Here is a 13,246-nt window from a genome sequence, read left to right as displayed (position 1 = left end):
GCGCGCACTGGGCCGCAGTCGGCGTGCGGTAGAAGGTGCCGTTGATCTCGATGCAGCGCAGGGCGCGGCTGGCATGGGCCAGTTCCTCGCGCTGCGGCAGTCCCACCGGATAGAACATGCCGCCGCGCCACTCGGGAAACACCCAGCCACCGATGCCGCAGCGGATCTCCGCCTGCCGGGCGGTCGCGGTCACTGGTCGTGGTCCTCGCGCCAGGGGTCGTAGCTGCCGAACCACCACAGGTAGCCTTCAGGATCGGCACAGGCGTAGCCGCGGCCACCGTAGTCCTGGTCGGCAATGTCGATGACGATGCGCGCCCCAGCCGCCTTGGCCCGCGCATAGTGCGCATCGACATCGGTGACGATCACGCAGGCACTCTGGGTCTGGCGGCCGCCGACTTCTCCGGGCAGGACCGCGTGTTTGCTCCACGCGCTCTGGTTGTTGGCCGAACCGAGCATGATCATGCCGTTGCCGAAGGTCAGCTGGGCATGGAAGACCGTATCGCCATCGGCATACACGGCCTGGGCATGGAAGCCGAAGGCCCGTTGCAGCCAGTCGATGGCGGCCAGCGCGTCGCGGTAGCGCAGGCACGGAATGATGGTGGAGCCGTTGCTTGGTTGGCCGTTCCCGCCCATGACACCCCTCCTATGGCACAGGGCAGGGTGCATCGGCGACCGTTACCATCCCGCGAAACCCCGGTGACGGCCTGCACATGGCCGCGACCCCTGTTCGGAGATGGTGCTGGATGAAAACCTGGATCGGAGGAGCCGTGCTGCTGGCGTGCACGACCATGGCCAATGCGGCGACCCCGCAGCAGCTGCAGGACCTGGATGCGACCGTCGAGCGCGTGCGCACGCAGTTCGACGTGCCCGGCATCGCCGTGGCCGTGGTCAAGGACGGCCAGGTGGTGCTGGAACGTGGCTGGGGCGTGCGCGAGCAGGGCAAGCCGGAACCGGTGCAGGCCGACACCCTGTTTGCCATCGCTTCCAATACCAAGGCGTTCACCGCCACCTCGCTGAACCTGCTGGCCGAGGACGGCAAGCTGAAGATGGATGACAAGGTGATCGACCACCTGCCGTCGTTCCGCATGTCCGATCCGTTCGTGACCGGGCAGATGACGATCCGCGACCTGCTGTCGCATCGCAGCGGGCTGAGCCTGGGCGCCGGTGACCTGCTGTTCTGGCCGGCTACCTCCTACAGCAACGCCGAAGTGGTGGAGCGACTGGGCAGGGTACCGCTGAAGGGCGGCTTCCGCGAAAGCTATGCCTACGACAATATCCTGTACGCGGTCGCCCAACAGGTGATCGAGCGCGTGTCCGGCATGAGCTACCAGCAGTTCCTGCAGACGCGCATCTTCGACAAGGTGGGGATGGCTGGCACGCGCTACAACGCCGACCACCTGAAGCCAGGTGACAAGGCGGCGGTCGGCCACGCCAAGTACGATTTCAAGGACCTGCGCACCGTTGCACCGCTGACCTGGTCGAACAATGCCGGCGCCGGTGGCATCTATTCCAGCGCGCACGACATGGCGCGCTGGATGCAGGTGCAGCTGGCCGAAGGCAAGCTGGCTGACGGCACGCCGTTGTTCAGCGAGAAGAGCCAGCAGCAGATGTGGCGGATGATCACCCCGCAGTCGATCCCGGCGCCGAGCGTGCCGGAGCTGGCACCGGCGCGGGCCAACTTCGCTGGCTACGGCGAAGGCTGGAGCCTGAGCGACTACCGTGGTCAGAAGCTGGTCTGGCATACCGGTGGCTGGCCGGGCATGGTCTCGCGGTTGACCCTGGTGCCAGGCGAGAAGCTGGGCGTGGTGGTGCTGACCAACCAGGAAGTGGGCGCGGCATTCAATGCGATCACCCTGAGCGTGCTTGACGCTTACCTGGGCGGAGAAAAGCACGATTGGGTGGACGCCTATGCCAAGGCCGTGGCCAAGGGCCAGGACAAGGCCGACGAGGCCTGGGCCAAGCACCAGAGCGCACGCGACAAGGGCAGCAGGCCATCGCTGGCGCTGGCCGGCTACACCGGCAGCTTCCGTGACCGCTGGTATGGCGACATGCAGATCAGCGCCGAAGGCAAGGGCCTGCACCTGCGCTTTGCGAAGACCGCGCAGCTGAGCGGGCGCCTGGAGCACTGGCAGCACGACACCTTCATCGTGCGCTGGGACGACCGTTCGCTCAACGCCGATGCGTTCGTGAACTTCAGCCTGGACCCGGATGGCAAGGTGCGTGAGGTGCGCATGCAGCCGATTTCCGACCTGACCGATTTCAGTTTCGATTTTCAGGACCTGCTGTTCACCCCGGTCAAAGAATGAGGGTAGCGCCGGCCGCTGGCCGGCAACCTCATGATCCCTGGAAACGTCGCGAGGTTGCCGGCCAGCGGCCGGCACTACCGGCGCCACGGCATCGTCGGCCGGCGTACACATCCGGCGTGGGATACTCCGCCGGCTATTGATGGCGAGGGAATGCGATGTTCCGTTGGTTTGAATCCCTGATTCCGGTGTTCCCGCCCGTGGATGGGCGCATGCCACCGCGCAAGGTGCTGCCGTTCTACCTGCACTACCTGCGCCCGGTGTGGCCGGTGCTGCTGGCCACGCTCATCGCCGGCCTGCTCCTGGCGCTGGTGGAAGTGGCCATGTTCGATTACCTGGGCCGCATCGTCGACATGGTCGCCGAGCAACCCGGTGCCGATTTCTTCAAGCGCCATGCCAATGAACTGGGCTGGATGCTGTTCATCACGGTCATCGCGCGGCCGATCCTGGTCGGCCTGCACAACCTGCTGGTCAACCAGGCGATCGTGCCCGGCCTGAGCAACCGCTCGCGCTGGCTGATGCACAACTACGTGGTTCGGCAGAGCCTGAGCTTCTTCCAGAACGACTTCGCCGGCAGTGTCGCCAACCGGGTCATGCAGACCGGTACCTCGCTGCGCGAGTCGGCGGTACAGATGGTCGATTCGCTCTGGTACATCGTGGTCTATACCGGCACGGCGCTATACCTGTTCGCGCAGGCGGACTGGCGGTTGATGGTGCCGCTGGTCCTGTGGCTGCTCGCCTATGCGGTGATCATGGTCTACTTCGTGCCGCGCGCGAAGGAACGGGCCTGGATTGCGTCCGAAGCGCGCTCCAAGGCAATGGGCCGCATCGTCGATGGCTACACCAACATTCCCACGCTGAAGCTGTTCGCCCATGGCGGGCGCGAGCAGGCCTACGTGGCCGAGTCGATCCAGGAACTGGCGGTCAAGCACCGCGCGCAGACCCGGGTGACCACCGGCATGGACCTGACCATCGCCATCGTCAACGGTTTCCTGATTGCCGGTACCTGTGGGCTCGCGCTGTGGCTGTGGAATGGTGGCCATATCACCGTGGGCGCGATCACCCTGGCGACCGGCCTGGTGATCCGCATCCACAACATGTCCGGCTGGATCATGTGGACCATCAACGGCATCTTCGAGGACATCGGCACGGTGCAGGATGGCATCACCACCATCGCCCAGCCGCTGACCGTGCAGGACCGCGAGGACGCGGTGCCGCTGCAGGTGACCCGTGGTGGCGTGCAGTTCCAGGACATCCACTTCCATTACGGCAAGAAGGGCGGCGTGATCGCCGGCCTCGACCTGGTGGTGAAGCCGGGCGAGAAGATCGGCCTGGTCGGTCCTTCCGGTGCCGGCAAGTCGACCCTGGTGAACGTGCTGCTGCGCTTGTACGACCTGGAGAGCGGCCGCATCCTGATCGACGGCCAGGACATCGCCTACGTCACCCAGGAAAGTCTGCGCCAGCAGATCGGCGTGGTCACCCAGGATACCTCGCTGCTGCATCGTTCGATCCGCGACAACCTGCTGTACGGCCGCCCCGACGCGACCGAGGAGCAGCTGCGTGCTGCCGTAGCCAAGGCGCGTGCCGAGGCCTTCATCGATACGCTGGTGGACGGGCAGGGGCGCCGTGGCTACGACGCGCATGTCGGCGAGCGCGGCGTGAAGCTGTCCGGTGGCCAGCGCCAGCGCATCGCCATTGCCCGCGTGCTGCTGAAGGATGCGCCGATCCTGGTGCTGGACGAAGCGACCTCGGCACTCGACTCGGAAGTCGAAGCGGCGATCCAGGACAGCCTGGATGAGCTGATGGGCGGCAAGACGGTGATCGCAATCGCGCACCGGTTGTCGACCATCGCGCGCATGGACCGGCTGGTGGTGATGGACCAGGGCCGCATCGTCGAGACCGGCAGTCATGCCGAACTGATCGCGGCCGGTGGCCTGTACGCGCGCTTGTGGGCGCGACAGACCGGTGGTTTCGTGGCCGCGGAGCAGTGATTGCTTCAAGGCTTTTTGAACGGGGCACGGAGGCGGAGCCCAGGCAATTGCTTCGACGCATCGAGATCTGATGCGGACGTAAAGCGCCACGCTGTGGTGCAATCCGCGCGTTGTTTTCGCACAACTGACGCTAGATGTTCGGCTCGTCTTTCGTCCTCAATTCAGCGGGAGGGAGTGGAAATGAGAATCACGGATTTCCTGGTGATGGACGGTGAGGGTGACCAGATCCCTGCTGATCCGCATGGCAACCATGTGGCTTTCAACTGTTTCGAGTGCGGATACCCAGTCGTGGCTGGCTCATTGGAAAACGAGCGTGGCAGTGATGAGGATTGTCCTGCAGCCTGTCGTGGCTGTGGTGCCGAGTACTTCGTGGATCTGCGGCTGGGCTCAAAGAAAATGTACATCCATCTGCTCTGATCCGGCAGCAGCCCAAGCAGGGGCGAACAAAGAAAGCGGCCCGGGTTTCCCCGGGCCGCTCCGCTTCATCTCACACCGTCCCGATCACTCGATCGGCTGGTCCAGCATCATCTGGCGGGCGAAACGCACCGGCGGCGCGCCGTAGGACAGCACCTGGTCGTGGTACGCCTTCAGGTTGAACTTGTCCCCCAGCTTCTCCTGCACTGCCTTGCGGGTGTCGAAGTGTTCCTGCGCACCGACGAAGTAGGTCGGCAGCTGTGCCGACGTCAGCTGCGCGCGCACCCACTTGCCGGCCGCTTCGCTTTCCTGCTGGAACGCGTCGTGGGTCATCAGGTGCATCGCCTTTTCGCGATCCCAGTTGTCCACGTGCACGCCCTGGTCGAGGATCGCGTTGGAGATCGTGCGCAGGTAGAACTTCAGCTGCACCAGGTGGAACAGCGGATCGTTGTTGAGGTAACCCTGCTCCTGCATCATGCGCTCGGTGTAGACCGCCCAGCCTTCGGCGAACAGGCCCGAACGCAGCACCGCACGCAGGGTCGAGGGGAACTTGGCCGAGTGCCAGCCTTCCAGGTAGTGGCCCGGGGTGCCTTCGTGGATGCTCAGCAGGTGGATCATGCGCGAGTTGTACTCACGCAGGAACGAGTCGACCTGCTTCTCGTTCCAGTCGTCCGGAATCGGCGACACGGCGTAGAAGGTCTTCAGGTTCTTGTCCAGCGGGCCCGGCGAATCGCAGTAGGCCACGGCCACGCCACGCTGGAATTCCGGCATCAGGATGATGTCCACCGGCGCATCGGGCAGCGTCATCAGATCGTGCTCGCGCACGAACGCGGTGGACTGCTCCAGCGCGGCCTTGGCATCGTCAACCACCTTGTCGCGTGCCGGCTTGTCGGCGTAGGCCAGTTCCAGCGCGGCCTCGATCGCCTTCTGCTGCTGCTCGTCGGTCGGCTGGGCCGGCATCTCCGGTGCACCCGGCTTGTCCTTCAGCACGGTCTGCGCGATGCCGTACATGTCCTCGCGCACGCGCTTGAGTTCGGCGCGCGCTCGCTCACCGATCTCCTGGCGCGACAGCGAGGAGCTCAGCGCGAATTTCAGCTTCTGGTCGTACTTCTCCGCACCGATGCGGAAGTCGCCCTTGGCGTTCGGCACCAGGGTCTTGTCCAGCCAGGTCTGCTGCTCGTCCACGGCCTTCTTCAGGCCGTCGATGGCCGCTTGCAGGCGCTGCTGGTCGGCCTGCGGCAGTTCGCCGATATGCGGGGTGATGAAGGTATCGACGATGCTGAGGATGCCCTTGTTCTGCTTGGCAACGGTCTCGGCATGGATCTTCGGCACGCGGGCCGGATCCAGGTTCTCGCGCGCCTGGGCGAAGATCGCCGGCAGCTTTTCCATGCGCGCGGTGGCCGCCTTCAGGCGCTCCGGCAGCGGTGCGAACTCGCGCGCCATCAGGCCGTAGATCGCGCTGCCGGCGATGCCGTTGTACAGCTGCGGGTCCCACTTGCCGGACTGCAGCACTTCAGCGTTCCAGATTTCCGACTGCAGCTGGTTGCGCAGGATCGCCGCGTCCACCTGGTTCTCGCGGCCCAGCTTGGCCACTTCGATCTTGTCCAGCTCGCCCAGCAGCGCCTTGTAGGCGGCCACGGTCTTCTGCTGGCCGGCGGCGCTCAGGTCGTCCAGCTCGCTGTCGTAGCGGTGGTCACCGATCTGGGTGGCGCTGACCGGCGACAGCTGCATCCAGGTGTCCAGGGCGCGCTTGGACAGATCGGCGAAGGCGGCATCGACCGCCGCGTCACCGGCCTGCTGGCTGGCGGCCGGGGTGGAAGCGGTGGTCGGGGCGTCGGCCGGCTGGCAACCGGCCAGCGCGGCGACCAGGGCGAGGGCAAGAAGATGCGGGCGCATCGGCATTCCTGTACGGGGTCAAACCCTGAGCATAGGGCCCCGTTGCTGCTTTGTCCCCGTGCCATAGGATTACCATGGGCGGATTCAAGGACCCTCCAAAGGAGCGCAGGACATGGAATACCAGGGAAGCTGCCATTGCGGCAGGATCGCATTCACCGTGCAGGCCGAGGCGCCGATCAGCGACGTCATCGACTGCAACTGTTCGATGTGCCGGCGTCGCGGCAGCCTGCTGTGGTTCGCTCCGCGTGCGGCGTTCCAGCTGGCCAGCGATCCGGCTGACGTGGCCACCTACCACTTCAACAAGGCCCACATCGACCACCATCACTGCCGCGAATGCGGTATCGCTCCCTACAGCGAAGCGGTCGATCCGCGTACCGGCACACCGATGGTGGCGGTGAACGTGCGCTGCGTGCCGCAGGTCGATCTGGCGGGCCTTTCGGTGACCTCCTACGACGGAGCGGCACTGTGAGGCCGGTGCGAGCGTGGACGCGCAGGGCGGCGCTGCCGGTACTGCTGCTGGCGCTGGGCGCCTGCGCCAAGCAGGGCGACATGGTGGGGGATGCGGGCGCCACGGCCGCCGAGGCTGCCATCGCTTCGCCGGAAGGCGCATTCCTGGCCTACGAACATGACGTGCAGGTGCAGCTGGAAGCGGCGCAGATCGCACCGCGCATCCAGCAGATCGCTCAGGCCTGCCAGAGCGCGAAGTTCGGCGACTGTGCAGTGTTGCAGGTCGAGCAGCACGGCGGCGAGCAGCCCAGCGGTGAAGTGAAGGTGCGCATCGCCCCGAAGGGTACCGAGCCGTTGATCGCGATGGCTGGTGAAGGCGGCAAGCTGCAGTCGCGCAATACGCGCGCCGAGGATCTCGCGCAGGCGGTGGCCGACACGGCATTGACCAAGGCACGGCTTGAAAAGGAGCACGCCCGCCTGCTGTCCTACCAGGACCGCAAGGACCTGAAGATCGAAGACCTGATGGCGATCACCACGCGCCTGTCAGAGATCGAGGCGGGTGTCGAGCAGGCCAACAAGGATGCTGCGCAGCAGCGCCGGCGCATCGATACCCAGCTGGTGGCGATCCACTTCGACACCACCTCTGGCCAGCGCAGCCGCAGCGAGATCGGTGAGGCGCTGAGCGAGTCGGGCGGCATCCTCAGCACCAGCATCGCGTTCCTGATCCGAGCTGCGGCCGCACTGCTGCCGGTGGCGGTGCTGGCCTTGATCGCAGCCTGGGGTGTGCGGGCATGGTGGCGTCGCCGCCGCAAGCTACCGCCCAACCGCTGAGGTGAAGGCTGATGCGGGCCGTCAGCCGGCATCAGCCCTCGTCGGTCTCGTACTCGACGAACACATCCAGCTCCAGCGCCAGTTCCTGCACCGCATCGCGCACCTTCTGCGCGGTGCTTTCATTGCCGACTTCCACTTCCAACTCGTGGATGCCCGGGCCGATGTCATCGGACAGCCCGGCCGAACTGGAATCGTCGTCGTCCATGTGCGGCATCAGGTCGTCGGTTTCCTCGACATGTTCGATGCCGTCCAGGCCGAGCAGCAGGTCGCTGATGGCGCGGGCGTCGTCTTCGGTTCCGGTGATGCGCAGTCGCAGCATGGCCATGGCATAGGTACGTTGTGGGTTCGCCAGCAGCCTAGCCAGCGTGAGGCAAAGAACGGGTGAGGGCGCAGTCAGGCGTGCGTCGCCGGCCGCCCGAGCAGGCTGTCCGGCAATGCCGGGATCGGCGTGCGCTCGTCCTGCGCCTGTTCCAGCAACCAGTCGATGAACAGGCGCGCGGCCGGGCTCGGCGGTTGCCCTTCTGCGTGCACCACGTGGTAGGCATAGCGTGCCTTCAATGCCGGACCGGGCAGGCGCACCACCTCGTAGCGCTGCAGGTAGGGCTGGGCGATGTGGGTGCGCGCCAGCACCGCGCCCATGCCATACACCGCCGCACGCATCGCGTCGGTGCTGTCGGCGAACGTGTGCATCGGCGGCAGCGGCGACGGTGGGCGCACGCCGGCGTGGCGGAACCAGTCACGCCAGCCCTGCGGCGACAGGTCGGTCAGCAGCGGCAGGTCGGCGATGCGCGCCGGATCAACCAGTGCTTCGACCCCGGCCAGCGCCGGTGAGGCCACCGGGAACAGGAAGTCATCCATCAGGTGCTGTGCACGCAGGCCCGGCCATTGGCCCAGCCCGTAGCGGATGCCGACTTCCGGTCCGTTGTCGTCGTAGCGATCCAGTCCGCTGCCGGTGTGCAGCTCGATGCGGATGTGTGGATAGGCCTGGGTGAAGCGTGGCAGTCGCGGCAGCAGCCAGCAGTACGAGAGCGAGCGCAGCGTGGTGATCCGCAGCGGCACGCTGTCGGCATCCGGTTGCAGGTGATGGGCCACCGCCGCGACATCGGTGAAGGCGGCGCTGGCCGCGTCGGCCAGCTGCCGGCCCTCGGCGGTCAGGCGCACGCCGCGGGCATGGCGCAGGAACAGCCGGGTTTCCAGCACTTCTTCCAGGCGGCGCACGTGGTGACTGACCGCGCTGGCGGTCAGGTGCAGCTCCTGCGCGGCCTGGGCGAAATTCTGGTGCCGTGCGGCGACCGCGAACACGGCCAGTGCGGGGAGCAGGGAAGGGCGTAGCTGCATGTCGAGCCTCAAACCATATTTGTGGCTGACAGCGATACTACGCGCTTGTGCGGCGGGCGTCTGCGCCTGATCCTGTCTGCCTTGGCGAGGAACAGACGATGGACGGAGGCAGGACATGAATGCGATCCCACAGGCGGCCGAGCGCGACTGGCGCACGCCGCTGGAATTGACCCTGCTGGGCGCCATCTGGGGCTGCTCGTTCCTGTTCATGCGGGTGGCGGTGCCGTCGTTCGGCCCATTCGCGCTGGTTGAGGTGCGGCTGGCGCTGGGCGCGCTGGTGCTGCTGCCGTTCCTGTGGCGCGCCCGCGCGCAGTTCCCGCCGCGCCGCTGGCTGTGGCTGGCGCCGATCGGCCTGATCAATTCGGCGCTGCCGTTCGTGCTGTTTGCCTATGCCGCCGAGCAGGCGCCGGCCGCGATCGGTGCGATCTGTAATGCGATGACGGTGCTGTTCGCCGCGCTGATCGCGTTCCTGTTCTTCGGCGAGAAGATCGGCATGCGCCGTGCCGGTGCGTTGCTGGTCGGCTTTGCCGGGGTGGTGGTGCTGGCCACGGCGAAAGTGTCCGGCCTCAGCATCGGTACCGCAGTGCTGGCCGGTGCGGCGGCTTCGCTGCTGTACGGCCTGGGCGTGAACCTGGTGAAGCGGCACATGACCGGGTTGCCGTCGGCCGCCGCCGCGGCGGCAACGCTGTCGTGTGCCTCGCTGTGGATGCTGCCGATGGCGGTGACCCACTGGCCGCAGGCGGCGATTCCGCTGAAGGCCTGGGGCGCGGCGATCGCATTGGGCGTGGCCTGTACCGGCCTGGCGTTCCTGATGTTCTATCGCCTGATCGGCCGTATCGGCCCGTCGCGGGCGTCGACGGTGACCTACCTGATTCCGCTGTTCGGTGCGGCGTTTGCGTGGTTGTTCCTGGGTGAGGCGGTGACGCTGCAGATGTTGATTGCGGGTGTGTTGATTCTGGGTAGTGTGGCGGTGAGTCAGAAGGGCTGAGACGTTTTTGCACGTGGCACGTGCTGAAGGTGCTTCACTGTTCATGGGCGTTACTTTTCTTTTCGCGCGAAAAGAAAAGTAACCAAAAGAAACGCGCCGCCAGGTCGCGAGCCGCCGTGCTTCGCACGTCGGTCCCCTGCGCTTCTCGGTGAATCAGGGGACGGTGCCGAACTCGCTGCGCTCAGACATCGGCACCTCTTTGCCCCTGATTCCCCTGCGATGCTCGGCTCGCTCAAGGCGGATCCAAGGTCAAGAGCCACAGCTGCACGACGATGTTTGGTAGTGCCGGGCCGGGCCGGGCCCGGCGAGCGGAGCGACCGCTTCTGCCTTTGATCTTGGATCCGCCTTGAGCGAGCCGAGCACCGCAGGTCCGGCGAGGGCGAAGAGGCGCGGGTGTCTGAGCGCAGCGAGTTCCCGCGCCGTCCCTCGACGGGCCGAGGAGCGCAGGGTACCGGTGCGTAGCACCGGCTCGTGACTGGCGGAACGTTTCTTTTGGTTACTTTTCTTTGCGTACAAAGAAAAGTAACGCCCATGAACAGTGAAGCACCTTCAGCACGCGCCACGCGCAGAATCCGCGACGGCGTTACTTCACCGGCACCGGAATATTGCAGAGGTCGATATGCCCCGCCGGGCGCTTGTAGAAATCATCCACGCGGTTGCGCCGCGCCTCCACCGTATCGGCGAAGGTCTTCGAGTCGGTACGCAGTACCTGGATCGGTGTGCGCTCGGCCAGCGGCACATCGCTGGCACGGCGGATCGACACGATCGGCGTACGCAGCTTCGGGTCGGTGTAGAAGCCCATCGGCGCCGGTCCGCGCGGCGTTGCGCTCAGCAGCTCCATGCCCTTCAGCACGCGACCAACCAGCGTGATGTTGCGGTCCAGCTGACGCGGTGACTGGCCGGTCACCACGTACAGTTCGGCGCCGATGCTGCTGTCTTCCTCGTTGCTGCGGCCCGCGCCCAGCATGCCGTAGCAATGCGCCAGCCAGGCCTTGCCAGCCTGCGGGTCCTGGCCGACCGGGAAGCCGTCGACGAAACCGGTCTGCGCGGCCCAGCCATCGCGATCCGGCAGCACGCTGACCTTCAGGCCGGCGCTGGCGCGTTCGAACTCGGCCGGCAGCTTGCGCGCGGCGCTGCCGAACGGCTTGGCCTTGGCCGCGTCATCGGCGTCGGCATCGCCGAACTGCACCACGAAGTTGTCCTGCGAGCGGTAGATGCTGGTGCTGTCCCAGAAGTGCTCGTGGGCGAAGGTCTGGATGTTGGCGACATGGCGCGGGGCGAACTGCGGCGCCAGCTCGATGATCACCCGCCCAGCCGGCAGGTCCATGTACAGCAGGTTGGCCGGGTCCGGCGTGCGCCAGTCGTTGGCCGCCGAGGCATCGAGGATCTGCTGCGGGCTGCGGTAGGGCGTGGCGGCGCTGGCCAGGGCGGGCAGCAGGCAGGCGAGGGCGAGGGCGGTCAGGGCAAGGCGACGACGGTGCGGCATGGGAACCCCGGAACATGAACAAGGCTTCGATTCTGCGCGAGCAATTCGGTCACGCCAACCGGCAGAGTGACTAACGACACATTCGCTATACCGAACTTCGTACTACTGTGGACTTCAACGTAGTGGAGGGCCGGCCATGTCCGAGGACGATGTCCACCTGAAGAAGTTCCAGAAGGAGCTCAGCGCCGGAACGGTGTCGCTGGCCCTGCTGGCGGTGCTGGCCCGGGCCGGGGAGCCGCTGTACGGCTACCTCATTGCCAAGGAGCTGGAGCGGGTGGGCGAGGGCGTGTTGAGCGGCAAGCAGAGCGCGCTGTACCCGGTACTGCGCAACCTGGAGGCCGCCGGCCTGCTGGTAAGCCATGTGGAACCGTCCAGCAGCGGGCCGCCGCGGCGCTACTACCGCATCAATGAACGTGGCCGCGAGGTGCTGGCGCAGTGGCGCCAGGCGTGGCAGGCCACCCGTGATTCCGTCGATTCCGTGTTGGAGGGGGTACCGCAATGAACGACCCGAGCCTGGCAGGCCGCGCCCTGCCGACCACCATTCCGCAGTACCTGGCGCAGCTGCGCGCTGCGCTGGAAGGTGCCGATCCGGCGATGGTGCAGGACGCGTTGTACGACGCCGAGGAATACCTGCGCTCGGAGCTGGCGGCGCAGCCTGGCCGCAGCGAGGCCGAGGTGATCGCCGATGTGGCCGGCAGCTATGGCGCGCCGGACGAAGTGGCCGACATCTACCGCGAGACCGAAGTGACGGTGAACCGCGCGCTGCGTACGCCGCGTGCGGATACCGCGCCGGTACTGCGTGCCGCTGCCGAAGCCAGTGGCGTCGAACCGGCCGCGCCGCCGCCGGCGCCGGTGCAGCGTTCGCTGCTGGCGCGATTCTTCGGGGTGGTGGCCGATCCGCATACCTATGGCGCGCTGTTCTACATGCTGCTGTCGCTGGCCACCGGCATCTTCTTCTTCACCTGGGTGGTGACCGGCCTGTCGCTCTCGCTCGGCCTGTTGATCCTGATCGTCGGGATTCCGCTGACCGTGCTGTTCTTCGGCTCGGTGCGCGGGCTGGCGCTGCTGGAAGGGCGGCTGGTGGAAGCATTGCTGGGCGAGCGCATGCCGCGCCGTCCGCGCTACACCGACCGTAGCCGCACATGGCTGCAGCGCATCGGCGACATGTTCACCGATGGCCGTACCTGGCTGACCCTGCTGTACTTCGTGCTGATGCTGCCGCTGGGCGTGGTCTACTTCACCATCGCGGTGACGCTGCTGTCGCTGTCACTGGGGTTCATCTGGGCACCGGTGGCCGCGCTGTTCAGCGGTGACATTCCGGGCGTGTACGTCGACGGCGTGAACGTGTTGCCGATGGCCGCTTCGCCGCTGGTGGGCATCGTGATCGCAGCTGTGGGCGTGCTGCTGCTGCTGTTGACGATGCACCTGGCACGCGGTATCGGCAAGCTGCACGGGCTGATTGCCAAGAACCTGCTGGTGCGGTTGTAACAGGCCAGGGGTCGGATCCCTGTTCGCAGAACAGGGCTCTGACCCCGGATCCCATCATGCTGGG

At 66.2% G+C, this 13,246-nt stretch carries 14 protein-coding genes; 8 read left to right on the top strand and 6 right to left on the bottom strand.

Annotated features, from left to right (window positions below; translation table 11 throughout):
* Positions 1-193: DUF72 domain-containing protein (locus AB839_RS20130; protein WP_156476700.1), on the bottom strand; the 193-nt coding region annotated here is incomplete at its 3' end.
* On the bottom strand, positions 190-633 hold the full coding sequence (locus tag AB839_RS20125; protein WP_061480685.1) for a VOC family protein: 444 nt from the start codon (positions 631-633) through the stop codon (positions 190-192). The genes AB839_RS20125 and AB839_RS20130, both read right to left, overlap by 4 nt.
* Positions 634-743: 110 nt before the next feature.
* On the opposite strand from AB839_RS20125, the gene AB839_RS20120 reads away from it, so the two are divergent.
* From AB839_RS20120 to AB839_RS21340, 3 genes are all read left to right on the top strand, one after another.
* Positions 744-2,306 (top strand): serine hydrolase, encoded by a 1,563-nt coding sequence (locus AB839_RS20120; RefSeq protein ID WP_061480684.1) that lies wholly within the window; start codon positions 744-746, stop codon positions 2,304-2,306.
* 155 nt (positions 2,307-2,461) lie between these two features.
* On the top strand, positions 2,462-4,294 hold the full coding sequence (gene smrA, locus AB839_RS20115; protein WP_061480683.1) for a multidrug efflux ABC transporter SmrA: 1,833 nt from the start codon (positions 2,462-2,464) through the stop codon (positions 4,292-4,294).
* A 180-nt stretch (positions 4,295-4,474) separates the two neighbouring features.
* Positions 4,475-4,711: a hypothetical protein gene (locus AB839_RS21340; RefSeq protein ID WP_072166827.1), complete on the top strand. Its 237-nt coding sequence runs from the start codon at positions 4,475-4,477 to the stop codon at positions 4,709-4,711.
* Between the two features lie 84 nt (positions 4,712-4,795).
* Here AB839_RS21340 and AB839_RS20110 read toward each other — a convergent pair whose 3' ends face one another.
* Positions 4,796-6,604 carry a DUF885 domain-containing protein gene (locus AB839_RS20110; protein ID WP_061480682.1) on the bottom strand — a complete coding sequence of 603 codons (1,809 nt, stop codon included), beginning with the start codon at positions 6,602-6,604 and terminating at the stop codon, positions 4,796-4,798.
* Positions 6,605-6,716: 112 nt separating this feature from the next.
* Here AB839_RS20110 and AB839_RS20105 point away from each other — a divergent pair, with 112 nt between their 5' ends.
* Complete coding sequence (locus AB839_RS20105) at positions 6,717-7,073, top strand: GFA family protein (RefSeq protein ID WP_061480681.1); 357 nt, start codon at positions 6,717-6,719, stop codon at positions 7,071-7,073.
* Complete coding sequence (locus AB839_RS20100) at positions 7,070-7,882, top strand: DUF4349 domain-containing protein (protein ID WP_061480680.1); 813 nt, start codon at positions 7,070-7,072, stop codon at positions 7,880-7,882. The genes AB839_RS20105 and AB839_RS20100 overlap by 4 nt, the downstream gene beginning before the upstream one ends.
* A 31-nt stretch (positions 7,883-7,913) precedes the next feature.
* Here AB839_RS20100 and AB839_RS20095 read toward each other — a convergent pair whose 3' ends face one another.
* Both AB839_RS20095 and AB839_RS20090 read right to left on the bottom strand, forming a co-directional pair.
* Positions 7,914-8,207, bottom strand: a complete 294-nt coding sequence (locus AB839_RS20095) for a hypothetical protein (protein ID WP_005415831.1) — start codon at positions 8,205-8,207, stop codon at positions 7,914-7,916.
* A 68-nt stretch (positions 8,208-8,275) separates the two neighbouring features.
* On the bottom strand, positions 8,276-9,220 hold the full coding sequence (locus AB839_RS20090; protein ID WP_061480679.1) for a LysR substrate-binding domain-containing protein: 945 nt from the start codon (positions 9,218-9,220) through the stop codon (positions 8,276-8,278).
* Positions 9,221-9,335: 115 nt separating this feature from the next.
* Here AB839_RS20090 and AB839_RS20085 point away from each other — a divergent pair, with 115 nt between their 5' ends.
* Positions 9,336-10,208: a DMT family transporter gene (locus tag AB839_RS20085; protein ID WP_061480678.1), complete on the top strand. Its 873-nt coding sequence runs from the start codon at positions 9,336-9,338 to the stop codon at positions 10,206-10,208.
* 583 nt (positions 10,209-10,791) lie between these two features.
* On the opposite strand, the gene AB839_RS20080 is transcribed toward AB839_RS20085, so the two are convergent.
* Entirely contained in the window at positions 10,792-11,694 is a 903-nt protein-coding gene (locus AB839_RS20080; RefSeq protein ID WP_061480677.1) for a peptidylprolyl isomerase, read from the bottom strand.
* 136 nt (positions 11,695-11,830) lie between these two features.
* Here AB839_RS20080 and AB839_RS20075 point away from each other — a divergent pair, with 136 nt between their 5' ends.
* Complete coding sequence (locus AB839_RS20075; protein WP_061480676.1) at positions 11,831-12,196, top strand: PadR family transcriptional regulator; 366 nt, start codon at positions 11,831-11,833, stop codon at positions 12,194-12,196.
* On the top strand, positions 12,193-13,182 hold the full coding sequence (locus AB839_RS20070) for a sensor domain-containing protein (RefSeq protein WP_061480675.1): 990 nt from the start codon (positions 12,193-12,195) through the stop codon (positions 13,180-13,182). Before AB839_RS20075 ends, AB839_RS20070 begins: the two co-directional genes overlap by 4 nt.
* Positions 13,183-13,246 lie beyond the last annotated feature (64 nt).

The sequence above is a fragment of the Stenotrophomonas sp. DDT-1 genome, from assembly GCF_001580555.1.
GTDB lineage: Bacteria > Pseudomonadota > Gammaproteobacteria > Xanthomonadales > Xanthomonadaceae > Stenotrophomonas > Stenotrophomonas sepilia.
Note: the sequence above shows the minus strand (reverse complement) of the source record. Positions and strands in the feature narration are given on the sequence as shown.